Raw genomic sequence first — 24066 nt, 5'->3', positions numbered from 1 at the left:
TGAGGCTAAGGAAGAACTTCAGGATATGTTCTCCAGGAGGTACTCCTAATGGTTTACACAAAATTATTGACACAACCAAAAGAACAGACCACAGAAGTTTCCTCAATTTAAGCCTCAACGCTAAAATTAGAAAGAAATTAACAATATTATATTATACCTTTATTTTAACCAAATCAACTTTGCCAACTATAACAACTTTATTCTCAATAAAACCGAAAACTCCGGAAACAATTTGTTTTCTGACAAGTTCTTTAGCATTTTTTTTAAACATCTCAACAGTTCTACTGTTAGCCATAAAAGTTGCCGCACAATCAGATACAACAACATCTTCTGCTATAACCGTAGCTATCAAAGTATTACCAAAGCTTAAAGAATGACCGATTTTACTTGACGAACTACAAACTCCCCATTTCCCTGGCAGAATTTTCAAACCTATGGTTTCATCTATCCTAGAGTTTCCGGTATAAAGTTTTAGCACTCTCTCTCTATTTGAAGAAATTAAAACATCTCCACCATTTTCAATTACGTATTGATTAAATCCCAACTCTTCCAACTTCTTTCCCATAAAGTAATTAATAGCACCAGCTACACCAGCCATAGGACCAACACCAACTTTAGAAGAAGCAATCAACATTTTCTTAATGATTTCTGGCAGAAGTACATAATCAACAGATATAGGAACAAGACTTGAATAAAAATCAGGATTCTGCTCTATATAAGATTCAATCTGCCTGCGCAGTAGAATAAGATAATCTAAAAGTTTCTTTTTAAGATTTTCAGGAACTGCAAATATCTCCGGTAGATAGATCCACAAATCACTCTCACCAACACCTATTTCAAAAGAAATACCTTTATTGGCAACAAATCGTCTATAAAATCTTTTTTCCGGTCTTGTCTTTTTCATCACCACTTCTTTATAAGTTCGGAGATCTCTTTTGAACGTCTAAAAGCTGCAAAAACCGCTTCTATAAATGCCGAACGGACACCCTTCTCCTCCAACTTTGCAATACCTTCAGCCGTCGTTCCAGCAGGAGAAATAACACTATCCTTCAAGACTTCAGGATGCTCCCCTCTCAAAACCATTTCAGCAGAGCCCTTTACAGTTTGTGCTGCCAATTTCAAAGCAATATCTCTTGGCAAACCTGTTCTAACCCCACCATCTGCCAGTGCTTCAATAACTAAGAATACAAAAGCAGGACCGCTTCCAGAAAGACCGGTAACAGCATCCATTAACTTTTCTTCAACCTTTATAACTTCACCTGCAACACTAAACAGTCCTTTAAACAGTGACACTTCCTCGTCAGAAACATTAATGTTCGGGCTAAAAGCCATCGTCCCTTCACTAACCTTAACAAGAATATTGGGCATAACTCTAATAATTTTTTTATCCTTTCCAAGGAGCTTCTCTATATTTTCAATAGGATATCCAGCTGCTATGCTCACAATCAACTGTTGAGGAATCACAGCATCTTTAATCTCTTCTAACACAGCCGTCATAACCTGAGGCTTAACAGCCAGAATAATAATATCAGAAAGAGCAACTACCTCTGTATTCAAGATAAAAGTATTAACACCAAATTTTTGCTTTAAATATTCGAGCCTCTCTTCACTAACATCCGAAACGTTTATATTGCAAGACTTAACTTTATTCGAGGCTATAATAGATTCAATCAAAGCTTCTGCCATTTTACCGCCACCGATGAATCCTACTCTTGCATTCATAATTCCTCCGCCTATTTTATTTTTAAGCACTTTAAGAATACCAAAAAAGCCCGGGTGGCGGAACTGGCAGACGCGAGGGACTCAAAATCCCTTGCCCTTACGGGCGTGCGGGTTCGATTCCCGCCCCGGGCACCAATGTTTTTCCAAGTCCCACAATGTTTATCCTTGCTAAACCCTATTTGGAATTATTTGGAATTATCTGGAATTTTTTGGAAGTTTTGGGTGCAGTTTTGCACCCAGTTTTCACCCAGAAAAAAATAAAAGAAATGCGAATAATGCACCACTGATAGTTGCTATAAGATCATTTGCATCTGATGTATGTTCTGAGTGTCTGGCATCATACATTTCTTTTGCTGTTGCCAGTATAGCTGCAAAAATCAAACCCACTTGTGGACTAAAAAAGAATCCAGGAACGGTGAAAGCCAAAATCCCTATTATAAAATGATAGAGCTTATCTTTGTTTTGCATTTTTACCTCAGAAAATATTTGAGTATCTCAACGCCAATTGGCATTCCAACTGTTGCAAGAGCAACAGCGGAATAAGCTATCTTTTTTAAAAATGCTATCTCTTCTTCTATCTTCTCAATTCTGTTCTCAAGAGTTCTTCTTTCATTGTCAAAAGATTGTAGTGTCGCATCCAATTTTATCTGTGCTTTTGCAATTTCAGCTAAATCCTTAAGCGTTCTTTTAATGTCTTTTATATCCCCTGCAATCGTAACAACCTGCCCTTCTATTCGAGTATATCCAAGCTCAAGTTTTCTTAACCTTTCTTCTATTTCCATGCTACACCCCTATCTGTTTTTCTATCTCCTCTATAATCTCACCAGTAGTCATTCCAGAGATTTTGAGCCTCATGCCAACTGGGGTTTTCACTACTTGAAAATCAAGCTGCGGATATTGTCTTTTGAGTTCCTCAAGGTCTTGCTTTGAAAAACTTTCCGGGATTGCAACTATTTTGTCAAAGTAGTCCATTTTTTCCTCCAAAGTTTTTGATGATTTCCTCTTTGTTTTTTGAACCAAGGCTTGAACCGTAATAGAAAGCGAATATTTGTGTTGTAATTGTTGAAAGAACACCGAGAATGTATATCACTATATCCTTTTGATTTCCCTCAAATTTACCTTGAGAAAAGTAGAAAAACAGAATAAATGTTAATAACACGGTCAGCATGGCTAAAACCGATGGAAAGATCTTATTGATGAACGGTGCTTTATCGGAAGTAGAGACTCTTGCGTAGGTTTCTCTGGCGCTCTGAGCATCCTGCAGGTAGGCTTTTTCTCTTTCAAGTTTAAGTTGTTCCTGTTTTAATCGCAATTCTTCTTTTTTGATTAACTGTTCAAATTTTTCTTCATCGGTAGTTATAAAATCATCCGCTAACTCTTTGACAGCATCAACAACGCTTTTACCTACTCCTCCTGTAAGAAAGTCTAAGATACCCACGATAAAGCCTCCAAGGTTCGGTTTATCCAACCTCTTAAGTAAATGGAATATCTTTTAGGGTTCCTATTTGCCAATGCCGTGTAAAAGGCTATTCTTGCAAGGGTGAAGTCTCTGATGAACTCTTCTTCCTTTATGCTGTTTAAGGCAGAGAGGGTCTTCTCCCCGATTATTCCGTCTGCTTTTACTCCTAAAACCTTCTGTGCAAGTTTTACTGTCTGGCGAACTCCAAGGTTGACTGAGGTTTCAAAGAGAAGGTCTCGGATTCTTTCACTTCCTACCTGCTCAAAAGGCTTGTAAAAGTTTTCGTAGTAAAAGCTCTCTACAAGAGAAAACGGTGGAGTTTCTCCTCTGTCTATGTATTGCCACCCTTCCCACTCGGGATGGGCTCCTCTATATATCCCTGCATAGGTCTCAAATCTTTCTGTTTTATTCTTATGAAGCTTGAGTCCACCCTCAAGTTGTAGCACCTTCTTTAAAGCCTCTTTGAACGCCATAATCTTCTCCTAACTTTGCTGAATATTCAAATTGTAAAAGTGGGGACTTTAGAAATAGCCGGGGGCTGACTTCTGAAGGATGGGTGTTTTTGAGAAGTTCAGCTCTTGCTTGTTTGAATGCCGTAAATACAAGTTCAGAACAGAACCATCTGTTTTTGCTTTCTATATTTGGATTAAACAGAACAAATCCTAAGATTCCTAAAAAGTCGTAAGGCTTCCCAAGTTGGCTAAAGAGGAATTTTTCTATCTTTTCTTTTTGTTCTTTTGAGACGCTTACTGAGAAAACGGAAAATTCAGTTCCTGGTGTGTGAGCTCCTGAAAACTTTCCTTTTCTAACGCCACTACACCACGCTTCTATTACTATTGGGTCGTTAGGGTTTGCTAAGTCAAGGCAGTAGGCTATGTGAGTGTAGGGAAAGCCCCACTGCCGAAAGCGTATAGCTCGGCTCGTGAGGCTGATTCCTTTTGAGGCAAGGACGTAGGCTTTTGGCACGTTATACCTCTAATGGGATTTCGGAATAAGCAGTCTCACATTCAGTTTTTACATCAAAATCAAGCAAAGATTCATAGTCAGTGTAACCATCTACCTTTGCTTCTAATTGTTCTTCTGCTTTCCAAACATCTTCTTTCCACTTGAAAATCTTGGCTATTTCTACACTTCTCTCTAAGTATGGAAGATGTTCATCTGGTAAAGAAAGATTTGCTTGTGCTGTAGCTATATCTTCTACTCCCATTGCTACTTTTGTTACTTCAGCTTTTACTTGGTTAATATCATAACCTAAAGAGAGAAATACTCCTTCAAGATAATTAGATTCAGATACTAAATCTTGTAAATCTTCTTGTATTTCTTGAAGTTTTTGATTAATATATCTTGTTGTAAACCAGTCAAGAGTATCTTTGAAAGCTACCTTTAGAGAATCTATATCTTGCGGAAATATAGGATTTAGAATTTCTTCAAATTCAGTTGGTTCTCCTGATTCATTAAAAGCTGTTGGTTGAAGTATTTTAAGTTCTGCATTTTCATAAACTAAATTTCCTAATTTGATTACTTCAATCATCTTTTCACCTCTCAAGATTTATTTGTTAAAGGATTATGTTTGATAGAATATTTCTCGGAACACCATTAGTATCTCTAACTATACTAACAATATGAGATGATATATCAGAATCTGATAACACAGTTCCGTTGACAATTATGCTCCAACTACCTTCAAAATTAATGTTTACACATTGAGCTGCATCTGTAATTTTAAAATAATCATTCCCAGTTGAATTAGTGTATGTAGTTATAGTGTTGACCATTTTAATAAATGGAATTGACATTACTAAATAAACAAGATAATCAAAATCAACATTTATATTTATATTACAATAATCAAATCCTAATCCACCTCCCATTGAAATTCCTGCATCTCCTTGATATACATGAGTATTCCACATAAATAATGATGGACTATACGTAAACCCTGACAAATTAAAATCAAAATCAATACTATTAAACCACAACCTATTGTTATTACCATGTAATATTTTTGTGTAATTATTAAATGTAATTTTTGGATGAGTTGTTAAAGAAGAATCTTTTAAAATTATTGCAGTTATATTATCTTTAGCCACGATAACATTATCAGTTCCACCATAAACAATGTCTGATTTTAAAAAAATAATCCCCCACCCACCAGTAGGAATAACTGATAATGCTTTTGATAATGTTTTAAATGGTGCATCAGAAGTCCCTGGATTTAAATCATCACCGTTTACAGCATCAACATAAACAGTTTTATACATTTGCCCAATTGCACCACCAAAATCATCCCACATTTGTTTCTTTATGAGAGCTCGGTTAGGAAGTTCAACTGTTACAAGATTTCCATTTTCATCTAACTGTGGAAGCTGTACAGTTTGAGGATTTGGGTCAAAAAAAGTCGTATATGCTTTTTTGTTTTGTTCTGACATGTTGTAAATCAACCTATCAAGTTTTTGACTAAATTCTGCAAGGTTTACACCCATGTTAACCTCCTTATCTTCCTATACTTAACCAATAAACTGAAATATCCGTGTCTGTATTGGGGGCGCCATCACTGCTCGTGATGGCGATGCCCATACTCTCAAGTGATAGATTTGCAACATAGACATGATGTGCAGGTGAATTTGCCTGCGATGATGAGAGTAATGGGATCACGAATTCTGAATATGGTTTCGGGAAAACAACAGAGGCACCACCGTTACCGTTGTTTGCCACAGAGCCCCACTCTATCAGCAAATTGCCGATTTTCATCCATCCAGGATTTCGCACGTCTTGGACAATCAAAGAAGAAAGTGCCAAAGATAGAGAGGATATTTTCTGTCTGATGTCAGGGTGAGATTCGGTATCTGTGTTGTGTTGCTTCACCGCTTCAGCAATAGCTTCCGGAATGAGTCCGACTACTTCTGAAAGAGATAGCACCTGTTCTGAAAGTGTTGAAGACGTATCAAGAATTGCATTTTCGTGGGCTTCTATTTCATATTTGTTTGCTGAAATTCTTTCTTCGTGGTTCTGGAGTCTTTCAGAAACTCCCGACTTAAAGCGATAGTAATCAGCCTTGAACTGCTCCAGAACTATCAAGTGCTCCTGAACGTCAAAGAGAGCCAAAGAGATTGTGGAAATAGCGTCAAGGTGAACAACGTCTTGGTCAAATTCATAGAAGGGAATATCCTCAAAATTCATTACGGAGTCTATTTGCTGCCAAACGAATTGGACTTTAAACCTCTGACGCATTAGTGGCGGAAATGGATAAGGAGGAACTGCAACGGCAAAGAGGGTTCCATCTTCAAGATAGAGTCCGAAAACTTTTCCATACTTTGTTGCAGATTCTTCTGGTATGTCCAGAATGAACTGAACGGTTGAATCGTTGACAGAGATGTAACCAGAAATATTTGCTTGATACCAAACTCCTGAAAGGTCATCTATGTCTATACCAGGATAAATGTCTCCGATATCCTGGTCGGAGACCTTGAAATAGACAGGCTTAACTTGCCTGCCAAGGGTTGAAGCCTCTGTTAGAGCCTTTAATCCATTCAGAGTTATGACGGTTTTTCCTTCTGCCACCTTAAGCCTCCATATCTGCTACAGCTTCGGTTTCAGCTACCGAAGAAACAGCAAGCGGGATAGAACCACTTGCAAGCCACTCCAATTCTGTTTGACACTCTGAAAAAGATTCTGTTTCAGCAATCTGCCCTATGGCGAAAGGGAAAGCTCCAACAGCAAGATAGGAAAGAAGAATTTCCTCAAGCCAACTTCTTTCGTTTTTATATTCGTTTATAAGCTGGAGAAGTTTGTCTCTTAGTTCTGGAGTGATTTCCCTATTCTGAATACCAAGCTCTATCTTGAATTTGTAGGGTTCTCCCCCGTATTCAAACCACTCTTTAACTTCACCAGAAATGTTTAAGGCTTTCAGAACTTTTTCAATTGCGTGTTTCGTTCCTTTATAGCGGTGGAGCTCTATTGCAGACTTAACTAAGTTTCTTTTTTCTTCTAAACTTTCTGATAAGTCATAGCCTTCAACGTGGAACTGCCAGGCTAACCAATCCAAAACCTCTTCAGGTTGGCTGTTGATAGTATAGATAAAAAGCTTTTGGAGGTCTTGTTCTGTTAGTTCGGAAAAAACCTTATCAAGAATACTTGCAAAGGCTTGTATGTTCTTATCTTCCCTTAAGTTAGGAGGAAATAGTTCTATAGTCTTAGCCATCGACAGCCACAACAATGTTTACTGTTATTAGATTAACGACTGCAACTTGATTAAGTGGCAGAACTTGGCACTCTGACGGAGAATTGATTTGGGATCTGTAAACACCAGGAATACTCTGAAGCAAATCGATTATTTGTTCTGGAACAATATCCATTCCGAGTTTGTTTTTGAGTTTTTCGGCGTAAGCGTTGAGTCTGTTTTCAGCTTCAGTTTTGATAGTGTTGGCTAAAGTCGTGTAGCTTTTATAGATATAAAGGTCAACGTTAATGTCAAAGCTAACAGGGTCAGGTGGCAAAACCTGAACTTTGTCAGTTAGCGGTCTTACCTTATCAGCGTTAAGAGTTTCTTCAACAAGGGAGATAATTTCATCTCCCGGAATAACTCCTCCTTTAAGGAGAGGGTAAACGTTTACCACTCCCGGCTCCGGGCTTTCTACTGCAACGTCAACTATATCTTGATGAGCTGTTTTTGCAAAGTAGATATAAGCTCCTTTACTTCCTGCATTAGAGAAACTTTCAGGTGCTAATTGAATTCTGCTTCTAAAGTGGTCATCATCTTCTACATCTGCACCGCCTGTAGAAATTGTTATGTTGTAAACTTTTGAAACGTAAGGAAGTGGATTAACAAGTTCGTTTATCGTGCTGGTCTCATAACCGTTTCCGATGATTCCAACTTCAGTGCACTCGGCCAAAACGTCAACGTATTCACTTCCTATTTCGGCGTTTACGTCCTCTTTTGTTTGAAAAATAACTTTACCGTCGGAGCTTCTAACCTGAGTGCCTTTTGGAATTAGAATCTGCACAGGTAAAGGTTCTTGGAATTCAAATCTCAAGGTAGTTAAGGCGGGTTGAGATGGAAGCCTTTTAACTCCGAGAAGAGCGCCCAAGTGGTCAAGCTCCTCTCCTTTGGCAAAAGCAAGTAGGTTCTGCTTAGCAGCTTCATTTATGGCAAGCTTTAAGACGTTCTCCCTGTAGGCGATAACGTCAAGGATTAGCCTTTCAAGCTGCGCAGGCTGGAGCCGAGCACCGGTCTGAGCTTCCCAAGAGGCTATAAGCTCGTTAATTATTTTCTCGTAATCAGCCTCTACAAATACAGGCTCAGGCAATGTGTTTAAGTCAATCATACCTCTACCTCGACAGCCTCACCGTTCCAGATGCCACGTATAGAAAAGAAGAATCTTCCGTTTTCGTTAGCTTCTTCCACTTTTATTTGACTTACTTTGAAGTCTGTTATCCAGCGTTCTATCGCCTCGTAGGCTTCAGCTATCACGTTAGGCATAGCTTCAGTAAAAGGTCTATCAAGCCACTGCCAGATATTTGAACCGAATTCCGGGCGGTGAGGGTCAAAACCTTTGGGCGTCTCAAGAACTATCCTTACCCTCTGTCTTAAATCCTCTATTCCCTCAACCATCTCTCCTATCGCTCCCAGCTTTAACTGCATCTCCTATCTCCTCTTCTACTTTGCCAGCCGCAGAAAGCCATTCCAAAAATTCAGAATAGGGGAGGGAGAGAATCTCCCTTAATCCCCAGCCTGTTGATTTTGAGAGGAGGATAACTGCTCGCCTAATTCCGTTAGTCCCAACTCCATAAACGAGCGGGAGATTTCTAAAAAAACCGATGCGGGAAGTTTCTTAATCTCCTCTGGAGGAAGTTTCTGGCCATCAAACTCAGCTATGATTGAAAGGAGACAAACAGCAAACTCAAAACTTCTGTCTCCGTCACTCATCTTCTCGGCCTTAATCATGTCTTCAACGGTAGGCTCGTTTATGACAATCTCCTGATAGTTAGCCTTCCTTTTCCTAACGGTTACTCTCATCTAATCCCCCTTTACTTTCCAAGTGCTGCTCTTGTGTCAGCGAGTAGGTCTTGACCGTTAACGATGAGCTTGTAGGCAATCGGGTCGTATTCAAAGACGTCCTGTCCATCAACGGTTATCTTCATGTAAACGGCGGAGTATTCAAGGGTAGGCTGGTCTCCCTCTCCGGGTTTCCAGTTTCCGATACCGGTTTTTGCGAAGTAAGCTCTCATTTTGACTACAACGGGCTTATCTTCCATAAGCCCGGTTTGTGGATTCATAACCTGAACAACTCCTCTAACGTCAAGCATTACAGCCTGCTTAGGGTTGAGACAGACCGCAAGAGAGTCTTTCCAGACAGTCAGGAGCTTAACTTCTCCTTTGAGTGGCTCAATGTCTCCAACGTTTGGCAGAGAGAGAGTTCCTGCTATTCCCATGGGAGAAACATCCTGTGTTTTATGAGAAATATCTGGGAGTTTGATTTCCCCCTTTCCCATCCAGTCTTTACCATCAACATAGAAGTTTACATCTTTCAGTTTTGTTGGTATGTTAACCATGGCCGATTGCCTCCTTACTTAAAGAGATTCTTGAAGTAGTTGACATCTACAACGAGAATGAACTCAATATCTTCTGCTGGTGGTGGTGCAAGGTAATTTATTCTGAACCTTATTATTCCATTAGCGAGGTCCGTTAGCGGATTATCATCTTCAAGAAAGTAAACCTTAGCACCCAGGAGATAACCTCTGCCAACAAGACCGCCAAGAGCTATGTTCCATGTGTCAACAATAGATTCCACAAGTCTTTTGTTCATAGGGTCATCTACTTTCTGCCAGGTGTTAACAACAAGGTTGTTTTCTATCCAGTTAGCCATACGGCGGTTAGGAAGGAAAGAGTCTTTTATGTCTGTATTACCGGGGAATGCAGCAGTTCTGTTACCCCAGAGTTTGTAACCAGAAAACATTTTAAATACAGTTGCAATACCTTGCTCATTTAAGTAGTTGGCTTCCTGGATAGTAAACGCCTTAACAGGTTCAGAAATTCTAAGTTCTTTGTTAGAAGGAGACTCGAAAGGAACACCATCATTATTGGCATCAACCTGAGCAGTAAGTGCCGCTGCGTGAATAGAAAGGTGATGAACAATATCCCCATACTTCACACCAGGAGCCACGACGTAAGCGTGTGGAGAACCAATCCCTGACTTAAATGCCACAATGTCAGCCGGAGTCTGAGCGTCAGGTGGAACGTCGATGTAAGCCATAGCCTTAAAGTGTCCGGAAAGATTCTCAGCCTTAGCAATCATTGCGTTATAGACAGTTGAATCGTGAGAAAATCCAGGTGCAAGAATAGTTCCCACAATCTTTCCAAAACGAGGGAAAACTTCTTCTATAAGCTCAAGTCCTGTCCTTGCTCCAGTAGTTGAATCTACCCCTCCAACTACATCAGCAGCAGTTACCAAAGAAGGATCGGGGTTACCACTATCGTCAACGTGAACATCAGGATCAAAGACGTTTACAAAAACAGCTGGGGCATTTCCGTAGAATTGGAAATAAACTTTTGCGAATTCACATAGAGTATAAGTCTCAGTATCATCACTCCAGCCGAATTTGTTGACAAAGTCAGTGAAATTAAAAACAAGCTCAGCTTGATTAACAGGTGCACCAACAGGAGCTTTACCAACAACAAAAGGCAATGCCGAATCAACAGTTCTAACACCAAATACTGCCGTATCCTGTTCCTGTATATAAACACCATGGTTAAAAGCCATTATTTACCCCCTACTTAACTTCAACAAGTTTCTTTTGCTCGATAAGTCTTTTTACCTGCGGAGCATCTTCCGGAAGATTTTCAACGATAGAGTTGGGATGAATTGTGTATCTCTTTCCTTCATACTCAAAAACTTCTATAAAACTTGATAGAGAGCGGTATTTCCTGGGCTTCTGGGCAGGTTTTTGAGTTTGTTTAGGTTGTTTCTGAACCTGGGTATTTTGCTTTTCCTGTACCTCTGTATTTTTCTTGTCTTTAGCCACTTCTTACCTCCAGATAGCGGTTTCTTCCATACTACGGCAGGGAGAGGCAAGAAGTGGCAGGATTTGGCAGGTTTTTTGTTTTAAAAAATGAAAAGTAAGAAGATTCTTTATAATCAAAAATAATAGGAGAAAATTTACAAGTGGACAGAAATGCGTTCTTTTTACTTTGCAAGTTACCGATAGGAAAAAAGTTGGAATTGAACCAAGGAAGTTGTAATCTGTGCGTAGACTTTGATGAACATGGTAACCCTACACCTATGATGTCATAGAACTTATTATAATAGGGAGGACAAGCGGGTGGTGAAAATTTTTGTAGCCATTGCTGATAGAAGACGTGAACTACTCCTCATTGAAATGAGGAGCTTCCCGCTTCAACGAGTGCACTCACACTCTCCACGGACATAAGTTCGGGCCGTCCCAGCCCTACCGCTCGTAAGGTGAGCGAACCCTTGAGTGTTCTGAGTCCTTCTTTCAGCAAATTTAAGGTTGCGTTGTAGTCCCTGTCGTGTTCCGTTCCACAGTTAGGACATACCCATCTTCTATCAGACAGCTTGAGATTCTCGTTTTTATATCCACACACCCAGCAGAGTTTTGACGACGGATAGAATGGATTTACCTTGATGAGTTTCCTACCGTAGAGCTTCGTCTTACACTCCAGATAGGTGATGAACTTCCTCCAGCTTGCGTCAGCTATGTGCTTTGAAAGGTTGCCGTTTTGAAGTAGCCCTTTGACGTTTAAATCTTCCACTATCACGACTTGGTTATCGCCGACTATCCTTTTGCTTAGCTTATGGAGAAAGTCGTTCCTCTGGTTCGTTATCTTTTCGTGGAGTTTTGCTATATTCTTTTGCAGTTTTAGGTATTTGTTGCTTCCCTTTATCTTCCTTGATAGCTTCCTCTGGAGCTTTTTAAGTCTTTTTTCCGTCTTTAACAGGTGTCTTGGATTTTCTATCTTCTCTCCCGTTGAGAGGGTGCAAAAAGACTTTAGTCCTACGTCTATTGCTACTACTTTGTCTGTTTCTGGAAGTGGTTCTATTTCCCTGTCAACAAGGACGTTAAGGTAGAACTTTCCAGAAGGTAACTTGGTTATTGAGATGCTCTTTATTTTTCCTTCTATCTCCCTGTGCTTTTTGAGCTTTATCGGTGTTTTGAGTTTTGGTATTTTGATTTTGTCTCCCTCTATACGGAAATGCTGGGGAATTGATACGCTGTTTACTCTCTTTTTCCTCTTGAATCTGGGAAATTTCGCAAGTCCTTTAAAGAAGTTCTTGAACGCTCTATCAAGCCACTTTACGGCTTCTTGAAGCGATTGACTGTTAGCTTCTTTAAGAAACGGAAATTCCTCTTTAAGTTTTGGCAGCAGTCTCTTGTATTCATAGTAGTTCCACTTTTTTCCTTCTTTTTCATAAGACTCTTTAGCTATTTCAAGAAGCTTGTTGTAAACAAACCTGCAATGACCTATTTGACGGTTTAAAAACTCTACTTGTCCTTTCTTAGGGTAAAGTCTGAACCTGTAAACGTAGAGCATCTACTTCCTCTTTTGGTTCTCTATGTATTTGCGTATCACATCTTCAGAAATTGAGCCTATGCTTTCTATGTAGTAAGAGGAATTCCACAAGTGTCCTTTCCACAACTTCTTTTTAAGCTCGGGGAATTTCAAAAACAACTTTCTCGCACTTATTCCCTTTATCATCTTCACTATGTAGGAAGGTGCTATTTTGGGATGTGCAGATACAAATATGTGAACGTGGTCTTGTTCTCCAACTTCTATCATAGCTACTTCAAAGCCTTTCCCTATCCCTGTTTCTATAATCACCTTTTTCAGATATTCCTCTACCTTTGGAGTTAATACCTTTCTCCTGTATTTGGTTGAAAAAACTATGTGGTAGTTGCAGTTATATACGCAGGTTCTACCTCTCTTTACGTTGGATTTCAGATTTGTTTTGCTCATACATTTAGTATAACAAATTACGGAGTAAACCAAAGTAAAAACGCTTATTCTTCACACACGCATAGTCAAAAAACGGCTTACGCCGTGCGCTGTATCTCCCCTTTGAAAAGGGGAGGATTAGCGCAAAATTTTTCCTAAAATATAATTCTGATATAATTTTACAAGAATAAAAAACCTTCAATAATATTAAGGAGGGAAGAAGGAATGGATATAATTTTATTTCTATTAACGTTAATTTTCCTGGGAAGTTCTTTTTATTTAGTTTACGCTTTTATAAATAAAAAAACAAAGAAAGTAGCAGCAATAACAGCAATTGCATCTTTTGTGCTTGCGGTAATCATTGCACCAACTACAGAAGAAAATAAAACTAAAGAAAGTAAAACTGTAGAAAAACAGGACGTGGTTAAGGAGCAGCAAGAACCTAAAACGGCAAAAATAGACTCAAAAAAACTTGCCAAGGAAATAGAAGTCGCCGCTTTTCCGGCTAAAGTTAGTATAGTTAAGAAAAACATCATTGTTGAGTTCCAGGGAAACTTTAGAACAAATCCGAGATTTGACTATTACTTTCCTAACATCGGTCGTGTATTTGACAAAATTTGTAAGTATAACCTTGATGATTTCTTGTACATCATATTTGACATGAAACCTTATTACAATGGAAATGAAAAACATTTAATGAAAATTAGATTTATTGCCTCATCGGCATGTTCAACTTGGAAAGATCTAAGAGAAAACCAAAAACGTAACTTAGGATCGGCGGTATATGCCTTATTCAACACTTACTTATATCCTTCCGATGCTGAAATATACGACAAAGAAAGTTTTATCAATGTTTGCTATGAAAGACCAGAAATAGGAGTATTTTGTCGAAAGAATCTAAAAGCTATTCAATAATTCAATCAAGATAGCTTTTAAAGAAAGCAGGTATTCAGATATAAAACAGATGTGAAAATTAAATTTTCTTGACCTCCATCTCCGTAACCCATCCACCAGTCCTTGAAATCGTATGCCTTGTCCTCTCTATCAGCCAATTTCCGTCCATTAAGCCAAAACCTTTCAGAGCTACCACAAGCCCCGCCATAACTTGAGGATTACCGGGCATTGTTATTCTTCCTGTTTTTTCTTTGCTATCGTATTTATACCTTTCAGCTCTTGCCCTTATCTTTGCCTCTTCTAAACTCTCTACCTTCTCGTTAATCTTCAAGTAATCAGCACCTGCCTTGTAGCCTGTCCAGTCCTCCCGATACTTTAGGAGCTTTTTGGTCTTTGGGTCGTGGTAGGTGATGATTATCCCTTTGTAGATGTTGTGGGTCTTATCCCGCAAGGAGTAGGAGATAATGTCCTTCCTCTCTATCGTTAAAGCTGGTTTCCGTTCCTTTAGTCTATCGTTAGAGATAAAGTAAACCGTATTCCCCTGCACCTTTACGCTGGCGTTGTATTTTTCTGCAAGTTCGCGTAAAAAAGTAAGGTCTGCCATTTGCTTCTGGTCTATCCGTTTGAAAGTGGGGTCAGAGTCAAGCTCAACGACGGCGTTCATGCCGTTCCGATCAGCTATAAGGTTAATAACTTTTGAAAGAGCGGCGTTCTCATAGGCTATAGTTCTCTTCTCTCTGATTGACTTCTTGAACGGTGCAGCTATCCCCCGAAGGTGAACGGTATCCCCACCTGTTCTACTTCCAGAAAACTCAATCTCATCAATTTCAAATTCTCCACAGGGCAAATGCGGTTCATTCTTGTAGCCAATGTTCAAAACTACCGTGTCACCCTTTTCGGGATACCAGTTTTGAAGCCAGCGCAAGTCTCTGTTTTCAATCGTTATCTCTATCGTATCTGACTCACCGTGGTAAACGTCCTCATAGGTAACGGAAAGAACGTAAGGGGTCAGGTAATCTGTAACATTCTTTCCATTCCAAAGCATGTCCCAAAGAGGAACTTTTATCTTTTCCACGGCGGTAGTTCCTCTGGCGTTGATGGTGTCTCAATATCTGGAATAACAAGCTCAATGCCCGCTGGCAAGATAGGGGAAGCTATGAGATCAATAGGTAGATCAGGATTAGCTTTCTGAATTTCTTTGTACAAATCACAAGTGCCGTAAAATTGATAACTTATCCAATCCCAGCGGTCGCCAGCTTTTGTCGTGTAAGTCTTTGGCATTAATTCCACTCCTTGAGTTTAATCTCAAGTTCAACTGCTAAAAGTCGCCCTTTGTTATCTGTCCTTTTCCATTCTTTTGCAATCTCCTCTATTACATACTTACCCACAACAGTTCCGTTCCCAAGAATAAATACCAAAGGCTCTTCCTTCTCTGCATTCTCGTAAATAACAGAAAGCATTTCCTTTGGGTCAGTTCCGAAAGCAGTAGAAAGCTTGATTTTGAGTGTTAATTCCTGCAAAGACTTACCCATTTTTTGCAAATGAGACTTCTCGTCTAAAACCTTATGCTCTACATAATCCCACTTATACCTTTGCCTAACTGCCTCCGGCGTTTCCAATAGCTCAAATTTCACCGTTCCGAGCTGTGCCCACATTGTTAATACCTCTTGCGTTGCTGTTGTTCATGAATTTCCCTTAACATTCTTTCAAGTTCAGCTTTTGTAAGTCCAGTTATTTCTTTTGCAACTATTGAAGCATCATTTTTGTCGCTAACAACAAGGCTGCTGATTGTTATACTAATATTTATAGGCTGATAGCTGTTTCCAACCGCAGGCATCATTCCTGCTGTCAATATCCCGGCAACAGCAGGCAAACCACCTTTTGTTGCTGTTTCAAGAGCAATTCTTAATCTTTTATCTTCAGGCAAATGCAAAACGGAAGTTATTCTTTTAACTGCATCTTGGACTACACCAATTGATTTAAGCATTCCAATTCCAAGCCCTTCGTTTAGAAAATGTCCAAACTCCATAAATAGTTTAGAAGGCGAAGAAATGCCAAGAATAGACTTAAATCTTTCTTTAATGGAGTGTCCTATATTTTCAATAGCTTCAAGTGGTTTCTTTGCCATTGAAGCAAGACCTTTCCAAAGTCCCTCTATTATTTGCCTACCAGCTTCAAAAAGGTTAATGGATTTCGCAAAGTTGTGAAGTTTCTTTAGTGCCATTATCGGGGCTGTAATCGGATTAGTCCAGAGGAAGATTGAAACAAACTTTTGCCAGGCAGCAGAAAAGAAAGAAACAACACCCTGAAAGATTCCTTTAATCCCTTCAAAAACAGACACAAAGAACTCTTTTACACCTTGCCAAATTCCCTTTATATAGTTAGAAACCGTATCCCAATTTTTGTAAAGGTAATAACCAGCAGCTACAAGGGCAGCAATTCCAGCAACAACCCAGGTTATAGGGTTGGCTAAAAGGGCAGTCGTGAAGCTAATAACTGCACTAGTAGCAGCAGTAAGTGCTGAGACTAAACCCGTAATTAGTGTAGCGGAAAAACTAAGAATTGTAGTTATAGCAGTAGTTAGTGCAGAAATCAGACCAGTAATTAGCGTTGTAGAAAAACCAACAACTGCACTAGTAACAGTTGATAAACCTGATGTAAGAACAGGCATAAACTCAACAAAACTGAGAATTCCTTGACCAACAAAGCCGATTGTTGCCATTAAACTTCCAAGAACCGTTAGAAGAACCCCTATTCCAACAACGGGATAGACTAAAACCTTGGCAAGGGTCTTATGAGCTTGGACAAAGTCGATTACAGGCTTTATAGCTGCTGAAATAGTTTTAAGCATAGCATTCAAAGGAGGCAGAAGCAGAGTTCCAATAGAGATACCTAAAACCTGTAAGGATGTTTTCATTTGGCTAAACTGAAAGGAAGCGGATTGAGCCATTTTCTTGAATGCTTTATCTGTCGCGCCAGCTGATTTACCCATCATCTGAAGGATTTCTGCGAACTTTTTGCCTCCAGAACCAGTTATCGCAAACACCTGATTTAACCCTTCTACTTGACCGAAAATCTCTGCAAGGATTTTTTTCTGTTCTGCTTCATCATTTGTATAGCCCCTTATCGCATTAGAAAGGATTTCAAGGGTTCCTTTTAATCCTTTCTGCTTTAGAGTGTTTGCATCTATCTGAACGCCGAGTTTTTCAAACCACTTCTCAGCTTGAGAAGTAGGGTTCATGATAGACTCTATAGCCGCTCTTATGCCATTGAATGCTTCGCTTGTTGTAGCACCCTGAGTTGTAGCAGTAGCCATGGCTGCAAGAACTTCCTGAACAGAAACTCCAGCCTTAGCTGCAATTGGGGCTACGTTTCCAATAGATGCAGCTATCTCTCTAAATGTTGTTTTTCCTGCTTTTACAGCCAAAAACATATAGTCAGACATTTGCCCCACAGTGTAACCAAATTCTTTCCAAGCGTTTAAAGCAGTTGTTAATCCATCTGTAGCCGTGAAAATATCTGAAACTCCAGCAATTGCAGCTTTTCCTGCTTGTCTTAGAAAAGAAATGGCTTTGTCAGGATCAAGACCGGAAGAAATAGCCTGGTAAAAAGCTCTTGCTACCTGCTCTGGAGATTGTCCAAGTTCTTTAGCAAGGTTAAGAATTTGTCTATCGTATTTCCTCCTAAACTCCTGCAAACTCATATCAACGAGAGTGGATGCTTCATTCATCGCCTTATCAAAATTCATAGCAAGATACGTTGCACCTGCGAACGGTGCCGTAATGGCCGTTCCCATCGCTGCCATCTTTTTTCCAGCATTTTGAATCTTATCCAGTCCTTCTCTGACTCCTTCAATGCTTTTCCGAAATCCAGTCATAGCTTTCTGCATTTCATCTATAGGCTTTGTCAGATTATCTACAACCTTAAAAACAGCTAAAACTTCAAATTGCTTCCCTAACACAACCTACCCCAATCAAAGTATTTTTTCTCCTTCAACAGAAGTTTCCGCATTTTGCTGAATCTCGTCCACAACAGCATTAGCTATTGCTGTGGCAAACTTGTCTATCCAATCAATTCCATCTTTATCTGTAGTACCTACACCAAATCCTTGTGCTTGAAGTTCAAACAAAATTCTGTTCTTTAAACTTGTCTTATCTAATGCCATTATTATCCCTTGCTGACTTTTACGTTAGAAGAAAAATCCACATGAGGTTTGCCAATAAACGGACAGATACAACTCTGAGTTACTACTCCTGATAAATCGCCAGAACCTCCATCTATTTCAACATTGCTTAAAGCCTTTATAGAAACCTTTCCTTCTGATGATAGATTTACATTTCCGGAAACTTTTATCTCGACTTCTCCCTTCACATCTAAAAAGAGCTTGTGGTTTTTCCTGTCATACTCTATTCTCGTTCCATCCTCAAAGACAACAACCTTTTTGCCTTTTGAGCTTTCGGGAGGTTTTTCGGCTTCAGAATAGATCGCGCCAATTACAAATCCCTGTTCCTGTCCATACGGTAGCATCACTACAACAACCTGCTCTCCAATATCTGGCAACCAGTAGTCCTTGTCTTTAAGGGTTTTTCTCTGTAAAACCGGAAATTCCCAACTCACTTCTTCATCATCATCTGGGAACTGCACTCTTACGGTAGCCCTGTCGTCATAAACCTGCGTGACTATTCCAACGCGTATGACATTCTCCATGTTATTGTCCCCTTCCATTTTTCCATGAACATATAAGGAAATTTCCCCTCTTCACGATTTACAAAAAATTCGCCCTCTGAAATCTTATCTACTGCAACGGAAAAGCCAATAGAGTTTTCTGTCCCAAGAGTAATGGCATGATAGCCATCAAAAAGCCTGTTGAGTTTCAGGGAGGCTTCATAAACCATCTTTAGAAAAACTTCTCCTGTCCCTTCTGCTACAAGGTGAAGTTCCACGGCTAACTGAACAAGTCCCTGCTTTGTAAGGTCGTTAGGCGTGTTCCCGTAAGACTGATAAGAAAGCCCTTTGGGAATAATCCTAACGTGAGCATCGGGAGGAGAAGCAGGAGAAGGTTCTATCTCAACGGGCAACCCTGTGTTTTTTGTAATGAAATCTGCCAACTCTTTCAGGAAACCAATCATGGCTACTCCTTAAGCCAACTCATAACCATTTCTGTAATCTCTTCCCAATCTTTTTCTGTCATATAAACAAAAGTCCTTGCTGGTATTTCAACCTCTTTCTTGCGGTAAAAGAGAATTTTTTCTCTTCCTCTTCTTCCTTTCTTTCCTTTTATAACTCCATCTTCAAACCAGATGTGGTAACCCTTCCTTTTGAGTTCTTCTAAAGCACCTCTTACGCCTTTTTCTTTTGAGAGCCTCCGAACTTCTTTAGTAGCGGGAATACATAAAGTTTGAGCCTTCTTTGCCTTTATCTTTGCTCCAAACTGGTGCACTTTGGCATAAGGAAGATTAGATCCTATCTTAATTTTCTTTCCCTCTATTTTATATGTAATTGACTCCATAAGAGCACCGGTATCCTGAAGCGTTTTTCCTCTACTTCCTTCCCTCAAAGAAAGGGTAAAGCGAGAGGCGGGCGGTTTAATCTTTCCTTTCTTTATTCTTTTCTGAGATTTTGAAACGATATGCTGAGCTATCTTTTCGGTAGCTTCCCGGTCAAACTTTTTAGCAAACTCGTTAAGTGCCTTCTTCAACCTATTCCATCCTTCAAGTTCAACGCTCATCATTTAAATCCATACCAGTCAAAAGGAGGAGATTTAACCGCTGCGTAAGGCGTTTTATCTCCCTCATTATCTGACACACAATCCCCGAGGACGGCTTCAAGGAGAACTTCTGCATCTTCCTTTTTGTCTTTTGCTTTTTCTTCCTGCTCACCAAAAGCATAAAGTTCGTAAAGAGCTCTCTTCAAAAGAGCCTCTTGAACGTAAGAAAGATCCCAATCAACTTCTCTACCGCACTTTGCAAACTTAGCTTCTATCCAAATTCTTGCCTTTTCAATAGCTCTTTCTGCAACAGAATCATCGTCCTGAGTTAGCATCCTGTATTGAGAATAGGGAAGCTCTTTCTTAATATCTTCAACGTTAATCATCCCCTACCTCCCAATAAGGCAACCGATTATAGAACGGTTGCCCAACAGATAGCTTTCACGATAGGAACTGGAAGAGGCTTGCTTTCTGCTTGAATCACAAAAGATGATCCGTCCCGAGTTTGATAAGAAGAAACAAACATCGGAACCGCCTGAAGTCCAGCCTTAAAGTTATCAACAGCGAGATAAAAGAGCGTGAATCCAGCGTTCTTATCAAAAGCGACAATCTGATTATCTGGGACTACGGGCTTAAGAGTGCCGTCAGGGAGTCTGTACTTTTGATTTACCATTTCAATTGTATAGCCAAAGAGATTTATCTTGTTTCCTTCAAACTTTGGTTGCGGAACTGTGTTTGCCTGAAGGCTTTGAATTTTTCCTACAAGCTCCATAAAGGCAGTTTTTCCCGCCCAAATGGTTACATTTTGAGCAATCCCTTGTTCTTGCAAAGTTGCTTCAATTTCTACAATCTGATTAAAAACTGACTTTAAATCGGCAGAGTCCCAAGTAACAGACGGCGTATAAGAGATTGGAGAACCAAAATCTACTTCATAAGTATCACTCTGTCCGTTTTCAAGCCTTATCGGATAGCTAATTTTTCCTGTAAGAGACTGTGCAGCTAAAGCTTCAGTTGTGGCTTTGATTTTTCTTCTTAAAATGTCAAGCTTTTGGGCAAGAAATGCTCTATATCCTTGACCTCCCATAGACTTGAGGTTGTTGGCATCAGCAGCAGAAACAGAATCTGCAACCTTAATTGGCTGAGGCTCTATATAGTTAATAGAAGCATCCCCTCCGCTGACAGGAACTCCAGGAGCACCTCTTCTTACTACAGGAACAGCACCGACTACATCTTGAATCTCTTTAATTCCAATTTGTGGGAATGGATGATTAACTTTGCGAGTATAAACATCATCAAGAACTTTCGTTTGAATCGGCGGTAGGGTTTTAATAACTTCCGCAACTATCTTCGGATTTTGCAAAAGTTTTTCAAGTTCAATCATTTTTTATCCTCCTTACCCGATATTCCAGATTCCGATTTTTGCAAGATTATCTAAGTCATTTACGTCAACTGTAGCATCTACTCTAATGAGTCTTTCTCTAAACACAACACCATGAACGAGAACGTTTCCAGTAGTTTCCCTGTCTGTATCTATACGTTCAACAAGAACTCCAACCGGGGTTGCTTCTGGAGCTGGAGCAGTTGTTCCGTCTGATAAAGTAATAGTGGCATTAGGGTTATAAGGAACAATAAGACCGTTGCTGTCTTTTCCTACAATTGTTCCTCTCTCAAGAATTCCTTGAGCAGCTTTAACACTCATAGGAATAATCACTACTGGGTGTCTTTCTTCACTATAAACACTTTCTTCTGGTTTTGGTGGTGTATATATTCCGACATTTCCACTTACTGCCATATCTCAATCCTCCTTAAAGTATTTTGAGCATTGCATCTGCAAGGTTTACGTCATCTTTAGCTGGATCACCAAAACCCATTTCTTCATCAAGTCTTTTTACTTCTGGAAGAGAAGAGAAGATTTCATTTAATACGTCAAAAAAGTCCCTTTTCTTCTCGTCTGAGAATTCAAGCTTTTGGTCTGCAATCTCAACCTTGTCTGCAAATTCAAGAGCGAGCTTAATCTTGTCGGCAGGAACTTTGCCCTCCATGACCTTTTTGAGCTGTTCTTTCCTTTGCTCTTTTAAAGCCCTGCGGTATTTCTCAAGCTCGGACTTCAAAGAGTCTGCAAACTCAGCCTTCTCTTCTGCCTTTTTAAGTTTTTCTTTAAGCTCTTCTATCTGCTTTTGGAGCTCTTCAACAGTAGGCATGTCAAAACCTCCATCTGAAAAGTTTTTCTTTTCCTTAGCCTTCTCTATGCGCTCTCTTAGCTTTTCAAAAACGGGCCTAACTACCCTTGCAAGGGATTCGTCTACCTTCACACCCCTTGCACCATTCAGATAGCCAATACCAGCGGAAACAGCTTTTGGAACTATCTTGATTTCACCGTCTATTACGTCACAGAAAGGAAACTTGTATTTGGAAAAAGCTTCTGGAGTTTCTTCTTCTGATACGTCAACAGCTCCGACGCAGGTTTTAAGTTTTGCCCAGCCGTACTTTTCAACGATTCGCTTTTTGGCAGCGTCAGGATTCCACGGAGTATCAGGTGGAGCTATCGGATAGCCGGTCTTGGCAAAGGCCTTCCACTTTGGAGAAGAGGAAAACTCAAAAGTCTCCACATCGTCAAGGTCAGACATTTCCTTTAAACCCTTAATTCTCGGCGGGACTGCGCCTAAGAATGCTAAATGGTGGAGATACCATTCTCCTCTGTCGTTCTTCCTTAAACCGATTGACCACTTTTTGTAGAGGCCAAAGTCGTAGGCTTCCTTTAAGACGTCGGAAAGCTCCACATCTCCGTAAAGAATCTGCCCGTCTTCCGAAAGCTCAACGTTCTTTATCCAGCCGAAAGCTGGCATGTGGTCTGCTTTAAGATGGCCTAAAACGATAGGGACCTCATCTTTGAAATTCTTAACCACCTGCTTTAAGTGTTCTTTCGTCAGGACTTGACGGTTCCAGTTACCTACCTTAGCAAGCTCTATCCTCAAGCGTTCCTCCAGTGGCCTTTTGGTTGAGGATAGAGCGAAAGGAAAAGGAAAGTGGCAGGAGTTGGCAGGATTGACTTAAATGGCGGAAATTTTGAGGCAAAAAACGGAGGTTAGTAGAGATGTGGGAAGAAAAAAAGAGAGGAAGCCAGCCTCGGCTGGCAGGGTTAGGCGGTGGTTTTGGTGGGTTGCTTAGAAGAGAGCTTTTCTTCGTAGTATCTCTTTACAGCCTCAAGGACTTCCTTGAAGGTGGCATTCTCTACGCCGAGCTCTGGGACGGTGTAGAGACCCTTAATCTGGTTTTCAAAAAGTTCAACATCTTCAATTAAGCCTTTAAGCTCTCTGAAAACGTCACCTTCGCCGTTAAGGGAACGGAAGGCATAGTTGTAAAAGCAAATTACCCCATTATCATCGTAGATATTATCGCCAAACTCTCCAGAGAAATCTACTCCTTCCCCCTCTTTCCCTGAATCAAGTGCAAATGCCAGTTCTCTGTCTTCAAAGTGAAGTACAGTTACCATCCTTCCACCTCACTGTGAAGCACTTTGTAGCGCCTTGTATTTTGAAATTTATTCCTTCTGATGAGAATTGTCTTCACTTCACCGCTGTCTATACCTACCGTAGGCAAAAGAATAATACCTTCCGTTTCTATTTTCCTCCCAAAGAGAATAGCATTTTTATCAGCGTCGTAGACAATTACTTGTGGTCGTTTAATAGCCTTCCTTACAAAAGAAACAATTTGCTTCTCACTTGTAAATCCCACTTTCTTTAGCTTTTCTAAATTATCCTTAAGCAAGTGTTTTCTAAGGTGAAACTCCGTTATGTAATACCTATTCCCCAGCTCGTCTTCAAAAATTTCAACTACCTTACTCCTTATCCACTTTTGAGTTGCGTCATGTACGAAGAGTTCAATAACCTGACCTTTCTCAACTTCAACAACTCTTCCATCCACTAATATAACCTTAGGAGCCTTTCCTTCCCCAATAAGCTTCTTAATAGCTTCTCTACGTTGAAAATGGCTATCAATCAACTTCCTAACTTCCTCAAACTCCGGACACTCCCAGTCTTCAAAATTCTTTCTGCACGATTTCCTTGCCTCTTTTAGAACCTCGTCTTTTAGTCCGTATTTTACGATTCTCTTCAGCATTCCATCGGTTAACTTCCACCAGCTATCTAACGGACTCGCTGCAAATCCTTCAGGAATTTCCGGAATGCTTTTTGGCTTCCACTTCCTTACTCTCTTTGCTTCTTCCGAGCCTTTGAATATTGCTCTTACCGTTGAACGGCAATTGAAGTGGTTAGGGGGAGTATATGTAACCCAGAACGGGTCATCAGGCGGTAATCTCGTCCCGTCCAGCCT

The 24066-nt window shown here is 40.0% G+C and carries 34 protein-coding genes, 1 tRNA gene and 1 pseudogene; 2 read left to right on the top strand and 34 right to left on the bottom strand.

The genetic code is table 11. The features are described from left to right. Positions 1-151: 151 nt before the first annotated feature. Positions 152-904, bottom strand: coding sequence for a UPF0280 family protein (locus tag BLW93_RS06480; RefSeq protein ID WP_076713276.1), 753 nt, complete (start codon positions 902-904; stop codon positions 152-154). After that, the gene (gene proC / locus BLW93_RS06475; RefSeq protein WP_078058185.1) at positions 904-1722 is read right to left on the bottom strand and encodes a pyrroline-5-carboxylate reductase; all 819 of its coding nucleotides are present in this window, start codon (positions 1720-1722) and stop codon (positions 904-906) included. Before proC ends, BLW93_RS06480 begins: the two co-directional genes overlap by 1 nt. 48 nt (positions 1723-1770) lie before the next feature. On the opposite strand from proC, the gene BLW93_RS06470 reads away from it, so the two are divergent. After that, positions 1771-1857: transfer RNA gene (locus BLW93_RS06470), tRNA-Leu, on the top strand. 108 nt (positions 1858-1965) lie between these two features. Here the strand turns inward: BLW93_RS06470 and BLW93_RS06465 are convergent. From BLW93_RS06465 to tnpA, 18 genes are all read right to left on the bottom strand, one after another. Next, positions 1966-2190: a hypothetical protein gene (locus BLW93_RS06465; protein WP_076713275.1), complete on the bottom strand. Its 225-nt coding sequence runs from the start codon at positions 2188-2190 to the stop codon at positions 1966-1968. Between the two features lie 2 nt (positions 2191-2192). Beyond that, positions 2193-2504, bottom strand: coding sequence for a hypothetical protein (locus BLW93_RS06460; RefSeq protein WP_076713274.1), 312 nt, complete (start codon positions 2502-2504; stop codon positions 2193-2195). A gap of 1 nt (position 2505) precedes the next feature. Continuing rightward, a complete protein-coding gene (locus BLW93_RS06455; protein ID WP_076713273.1) occupies positions 2506-2694 on the bottom strand; it encodes a hypothetical protein in 189 nt (62 codons plus the stop codon). After that, positions 2681-3160, bottom strand: a complete 480-nt coding sequence (locus tag BLW93_RS06450; protein WP_076713272.1) for a hypothetical protein — start codon at positions 3158-3160, stop codon at positions 2681-2683. The genes BLW93_RS06455 and BLW93_RS06450 overlap by 14 nt, the downstream gene beginning before the upstream one ends. Next, a complete protein-coding gene (locus BLW93_RS06445) occupies positions 3148-3654 on the bottom strand; it encodes a putative peptidoglycan-binding domain-containing protein (protein WP_076713271.1) in 507 nt (168 codons plus the stop codon). The genes BLW93_RS06450 and BLW93_RS06445 overlap by 13 nt, the downstream gene beginning before the upstream one ends. After that, positions 3614-4147: a YiiX/YebB-like N1pC/P60 family cysteine hydrolase gene (locus BLW93_RS06440; RefSeq protein WP_076713270.1), complete on the bottom strand. Its 534-nt coding sequence runs from the start codon at positions 4145-4147 to the stop codon at positions 3614-3616. The genes BLW93_RS06445 and BLW93_RS06440 overlap by 41 nt, the downstream gene beginning before the upstream one ends. Before the next feature lies 1 nt (position 4148). Further along, the gene (locus tag BLW93_RS06435; RefSeq protein ID WP_076713269.1) at positions 4149-4712 is read right to left on the bottom strand and encodes a hypothetical protein; all 564 of its coding nucleotides are present in this window, start codon (positions 4710-4712) and stop codon (positions 4149-4151) included. A gap of 25 nt (positions 4713-4737) precedes the next feature. Further along, entirely contained in the window at positions 4738-5664 is a 927-nt protein-coding gene (locus BLW93_RS06430; protein WP_076713268.1) for a hypothetical protein, read from the bottom strand. Between the two features lie 10 nt (positions 5665-5674). After that, entirely contained in the window at positions 5675-6742 is a 1068-nt protein-coding gene (locus BLW93_RS06425) for a gp53-like domain-containing protein (RefSeq protein WP_076713267.1), read from the bottom strand. A gap of 1 nt (position 6743) precedes the next feature. Next, positions 6744-7382, bottom strand: coding sequence for a phage tail protein I (locus BLW93_RS06420; RefSeq protein ID WP_076713266.1), 639 nt, complete (start codon positions 7380-7382; stop codon positions 6744-6746). Continuing rightward, the gene (locus BLW93_RS06415) at positions 7375-8505 is read right to left on the bottom strand and encodes a baseplate assembly protein (protein ID WP_076713265.1); all 1131 of its coding nucleotides are present in this window, start codon (positions 8503-8505) and stop codon (positions 7375-7377) included. The genes BLW93_RS06420 and BLW93_RS06415 overlap by 8 nt, the downstream gene beginning before the upstream one ends. Beyond that, the gene (locus BLW93_RS06410) at positions 8502-8822 is read right to left on the bottom strand and encodes a GPW/gp25 family protein (RefSeq protein ID WP_078058183.1); all 321 of its coding nucleotides are present in this window, start codon (positions 8820-8822) and stop codon (positions 8502-8504) included. Before BLW93_RS06410 ends, BLW93_RS06415 begins: the two co-directional genes overlap by 4 nt. 78 nt (positions 8823-8900) lie before the next feature. Then, on the bottom strand, positions 8901-9197 hold the full coding sequence (locus BLW93_RS06405) for a phage tail assembly protein (protein ID WP_076713264.1): 297 nt from the start codon (positions 9195-9197) through the stop codon (positions 8901-8903). Positions 9198-9208: 11 nt separating this feature from the next. After that, positions 9209-9733: a phage major tail tube protein gene (locus tag BLW93_RS06400; protein WP_076713263.1), complete on the bottom strand. Its 525-nt coding sequence runs from the start codon at positions 9731-9733 to the stop codon at positions 9209-9211. 14 nt (positions 9734-9747) lie between these two features. After that, positions 9748-10941 (bottom strand): phage tail sheath family protein, encoded by a 1194-nt coding sequence (locus BLW93_RS06395; RefSeq protein ID WP_076713262.1) that lies wholly within the window; start codon positions 10939-10941, stop codon positions 9748-9750. A gap of 10 nt (positions 10942-10951) precedes the next feature. After that, the gene (locus tag BLW93_RS06390; RefSeq protein WP_076713261.1) at positions 10952-11203 is read right to left on the bottom strand and encodes a hypothetical protein; all 252 of its coding nucleotides are present in this window, start codon (positions 11201-11203) and stop codon (positions 10952-10954) included. A gap of 346 nt (positions 11204-11549) precedes the next feature. Beyond that, positions 11550-12731, bottom strand: a complete 1182-nt coding sequence (locus BLW93_RS06385) for an RNA-guided endonuclease TnpB family protein (protein WP_076713260.1) — start codon at positions 12729-12731, stop codon at positions 11550-11552. After that, positions 12732-13154, bottom strand: a complete 423-nt coding sequence (tnpA, locus tag BLW93_RS06380; protein WP_078058186.1) for an IS200/IS605 family transposase — start codon at positions 13152-13154, stop codon at positions 12732-12734. A gap of 204 nt (positions 13155-13358) precedes the next feature. Here tnpA and BLW93_RS06375 point away from each other — a divergent pair, with 204 nt between their 5' ends. Further along, positions 13359-14048 carry a hypothetical protein gene (locus BLW93_RS06375; RefSeq protein ID WP_076713259.1) on the top strand — a complete coding sequence of 230 codons (690 nt, stop codon included), beginning with the start codon at positions 13359-13361 and terminating at the stop codon, positions 14046-14048. 58 nt (positions 14049-14106) lie between these two features. Here the strand turns inward: BLW93_RS06375 and BLW93_RS06370 are convergent, their stop codons facing one another. The 14 genes and pseudogenes from BLW93_RS06370 to BLW93_RS08830 form a co-directional block, all read right to left on the bottom strand. Beyond that, complete coding sequence (locus BLW93_RS06370; protein WP_076713258.1) at positions 14107-15102, bottom strand: phage late control D family protein; 996 nt, start codon at positions 15100-15102, stop codon at positions 14107-14109. Continuing rightward, a complete protein-coding gene (locus BLW93_RS06365) occupies positions 15090-15308 on the bottom strand; it encodes a tail protein X (RefSeq protein ID WP_076713257.1) in 219 nt (72 codons plus the stop codon). Before BLW93_RS06365 ends, BLW93_RS06370 begins: the two co-directional genes overlap by 13 nt. Further along, a complete protein-coding gene (locus BLW93_RS06360; protein WP_076713256.1) occupies positions 15308-15682 on the bottom strand; it encodes a phage tail protein in 375 nt (124 codons plus the stop codon). The genes BLW93_RS06365 and BLW93_RS06360 overlap by 1 nt, the downstream gene beginning before the upstream one ends. Before the next feature lie 2 nt (positions 15683-15684). Continuing rightward, positions 15685-17988 carry a phage tail tape measure protein gene (locus BLW93_RS06355; protein ID WP_076713255.1) on the bottom strand — a complete coding sequence of 768 codons (2304 nt, stop codon included), beginning with the start codon at positions 17986-17988 and terminating at the stop codon, positions 15685-15687. A 12-nt stretch (positions 17989-18000) separates the two neighbouring features. Continuing rightward, the gene (locus tag BLW93_RS06350; RefSeq protein WP_076713254.1) at positions 18001-18192 is read right to left on the bottom strand and encodes a hypothetical protein; all 192 of its coding nucleotides are present in this window, start codon (positions 18190-18192) and stop codon (positions 18001-18003) included. 2 nt (positions 18193-18194) lie between these two features. Then, positions 18195-18734 (bottom strand): phage baseplate assembly protein V, encoded by a 540-nt coding sequence (locus BLW93_RS06345; RefSeq protein ID WP_076713253.1) that lies wholly within the window; start codon positions 18732-18734, stop codon positions 18195-18197. Then, positions 18707-19156 carry a hypothetical protein gene (locus tag BLW93_RS06340; RefSeq protein WP_076713252.1) on the bottom strand — a complete coding sequence of 150 codons (450 nt, stop codon included), beginning with the start codon at positions 19154-19156 and terminating at the stop codon, positions 18707-18709. The genes BLW93_RS06345 and BLW93_RS06340 overlap by 28 nt, the downstream gene beginning before the upstream one ends. 2 nt (positions 19157-19158) lie before the next feature. Further along, positions 19159-19758 (bottom strand): phage virion morphogenesis family protein, encoded by a 600-nt coding sequence (locus BLW93_RS06335; RefSeq protein ID WP_076713251.1) that lies wholly within the window; start codon positions 19756-19758, stop codon positions 19159-19161. After that, positions 19755-20120: a hypothetical protein gene (locus BLW93_RS06330; RefSeq protein ID WP_076713250.1), complete on the bottom strand. Its 366-nt coding sequence runs from the start codon at positions 20118-20120 to the stop codon at positions 19755-19757. The genes BLW93_RS06335 and BLW93_RS06330 overlap by 4 nt, the downstream gene beginning before the upstream one ends. A gap of 26 nt (positions 20121-20146) precedes the next feature. After that, positions 20147-21115 carry a major capsid protein gene (locus BLW93_RS06325; RefSeq protein ID WP_076713249.1) on the bottom strand — a complete coding sequence of 323 codons (969 nt, stop codon included), beginning with the start codon at positions 21113-21115 and terminating at the stop codon, positions 20147-20149. Between the two features lie 12 nt (positions 21116-21127). After that, positions 21128-21526: a head decoration protein gene (locus BLW93_RS06320; protein WP_076713248.1), complete on the bottom strand. Its 399-nt coding sequence runs from the start codon at positions 21524-21526 to the stop codon at positions 21128-21130. 13 nt (positions 21527-21539) lie between these two features. Then, the gene (locus BLW93_RS06315) at positions 21540-22709 is read right to left on the bottom strand and encodes a hypothetical protein (protein WP_076713247.1); all 1170 of its coding nucleotides are present in this window, start codon (positions 22707-22709) and stop codon (positions 21540-21542) included. A gap of 164 nt (positions 22710-22873) precedes the next feature. Beyond that, positions 22874-23227: a hypothetical protein gene (locus tag BLW93_RS06310; protein WP_076713246.1), complete on the bottom strand. Its 354-nt coding sequence runs from the start codon at positions 23225-23227 to the stop codon at positions 22874-22876. Continuing rightward, positions 23221-24066 (bottom strand): annotated as a pseudogene (locus tag BLW93_RS08830) (hypothetical protein); the annotation flags it as partial. The gene BLW93_RS06310 and the pseudogene BLW93_RS08830, both read right to left, overlap by 7 nt.

This window comes from Desulfurobacterium indicum, from assembly GCF_001968985.1.
GTDB classification, from domain to species: domain Bacteria; phylum Aquificota; class Aquificia; order Desulfurobacteriales; family Desulfurobacteriaceae; genus Desulfurobacterium_A; species Desulfurobacterium_A indicum.
This window is presented reverse-complemented; position numbering and strand designations above follow the sequence as displayed.

Excerpts from the sequence above, each read along its gene's own strand:
- BLW93_RS06415 (WP_076713265.1), bottom strand. The coding sequence starts at position 8,505 with ATGATTGACTTAAACACATTGCCTGAGCCTGTATTTGTAGAGGCTGAT.
- BLW93_RS06320 (WP_076713248.1), bottom strand. The coding sequence starts at position 21,526 with ATGGCAGTAAGTGGAAATGTCGGAATATATACACCACCAAAACCAGAA.
- BLW93_RS06365 (WP_076713257.1), bottom strand. The coding sequence starts at position 15,308 with ATGCCAAAGACTTACACGACAAAAGCTGGCGACCGCTGGGATTGGATA.
- BLW93_RS06385 (WP_076713260.1), bottom strand. The coding sequence starts at position 12,731 with ATGCTCTACGTTTACAGGTTCAGACTTTACCCTAAGAAAGGACAAGTA.
- BLW93_RS06410 (WP_078058183.1), bottom strand. The coding sequence starts at position 8,822 with ATGCAGTTAAAGCTGGGAGCGATAGGAGAGATGGTTGAGGGAATAGAG.
- BLW93_RS06375 (WP_076713259.1), top strand. The coding sequence starts at position 13,359 with ATGGATATAATTTTATTTCTATTAACGTTAATTTTCCTGGGAAGTTCT.
- tnpA (WP_078058186.1), bottom strand. The coding sequence starts at position 13,154 with ATGAGCAAAACAAATCTGAAATCCAACGTAAAGAGAGGTAGAACCTGC.
- BLW93_RS06335 (WP_076713251.1), bottom strand. The coding sequence starts at position 19,758 with ATGATGAGCGTTGAACTTGAAGGATGGAATAGGTTGAAGAAGGCACTT.
- BLW93_RS06360 (WP_076713256.1), bottom strand. The coding sequence starts at position 15,682 with ATGTGGGCACAGCTCGGAACGGTGAAATTTGAGCTATTGGAAACGCCG.
- BLW93_RS06405 (WP_076713264.1), bottom strand. The coding sequence starts at position 9,197 with ATGAGAGTAACCGTTAGGAAAAGGAAGGCTAACTATCAGGAGATTGTC.
- BLW93_RS06455 (WP_076713273.1), bottom strand. The coding sequence starts at position 2,694 with ATGGACTACTTTGACAAAATAGTTGCAATCCCGGAAAGTTTTTCAAAG.
- BLW93_RS06325 (WP_076713249.1), bottom strand. The coding sequence starts at position 21,115 with ATGATTGAACTTGAAAAACTTTTGCAAAATCCGAAGATAGTTGCGGAA.
- BLW93_RS06395 (WP_076713262.1), bottom strand. The coding sequence starts at position 10,941 with ATGGCTTTTAACCATGGTGTTTATATACAGGAACAGGATACGGCAGTA.
- BLW93_RS06350 (WP_076713254.1), bottom strand. The coding sequence starts at position 18,192 with ATGGCATTAGATAAGACAAGTTTAAAGAACAGAATTTTGTTTGAACTT.
- BLW93_RS06330 (WP_076713250.1), bottom strand. The coding sequence starts at position 20,120 with ATGATTAACGTTGAAGATATTAAGAAAGAGCTTCCCTATTCTCAATAC.
- BLW93_RS06430 (WP_076713268.1), bottom strand. The coding sequence starts at position 5,664 with ATGGGTGTAAACCTTGCAGAATTTAGTCAAAAACTTGATAGGTTGATT.
- BLW93_RS06465 (WP_076713275.1), bottom strand. The coding sequence starts at position 2,190 with ATGCAAAACAAAGATAAGCTCTATCATTTTATAATAGGGATTTTGGCT.
- BLW93_RS06310 (WP_076713246.1), bottom strand. The coding sequence starts at position 23,227 with ATGGTAACTGTACTTCACTTTGAAGACAGAGAACTGGCATTTGCACTT.
- BLW93_RS06340 (WP_076713252.1), bottom strand. The coding sequence starts at position 19,156 with ATGATTGGTTTCCTGAAAGAGTTGGCAGATTTCATTACAAAAAACACA.
- BLW93_RS06460 (WP_076713274.1), bottom strand. The coding sequence starts at position 2,504 with ATGGAAATAGAAGAAAGGTTAAGAAAACTTGAGCTTGGATATACTCGA.
- BLW93_RS06345 (WP_076713253.1), bottom strand. The coding sequence starts at position 18,734 with ATGGAGAATGTCATACGCGTTGGAATAGTCACGCAGGTTTATGACGAC.
- proC (WP_078058185.1), bottom strand. The coding sequence starts at position 1,722 with ATGAATGCAAGAGTAGGATTCATCGGTGGCGGTAAAATGGCAGAAGCT.
- BLW93_RS06435 (WP_076713269.1), bottom strand. The coding sequence starts at position 4,712 with ATGATTGAAGTAATCAAATTAGGAAATTTAGTTTATGAAAATGCAGAA.
- BLW93_RS06420 (WP_076713266.1), bottom strand. The coding sequence starts at position 7,382 with ATGGCTAAGACTATAGAACTATTTCCTCCTAACTTAAGGGAAGATAAG.
- BLW93_RS06445 (WP_076713271.1), bottom strand. The coding sequence starts at position 3,654 with ATGGCGTTCAAAGAGGCTTTAAAGAAGGTGCTACAACTTGAGGGTGGA.
- BLW93_RS06400 (WP_076713263.1), bottom strand. The coding sequence starts at position 9,733 with ATGGTTAACATACCAACAAAACTGAAAGATGTAAACTTCTATGTTGAT.
- BLW93_RS06480 (WP_076713276.1), bottom strand. The coding sequence starts at position 904 with ATGAAAAAGACAAGACCGGAAAAAAGATTTTATAGACGATTTGTTGCC.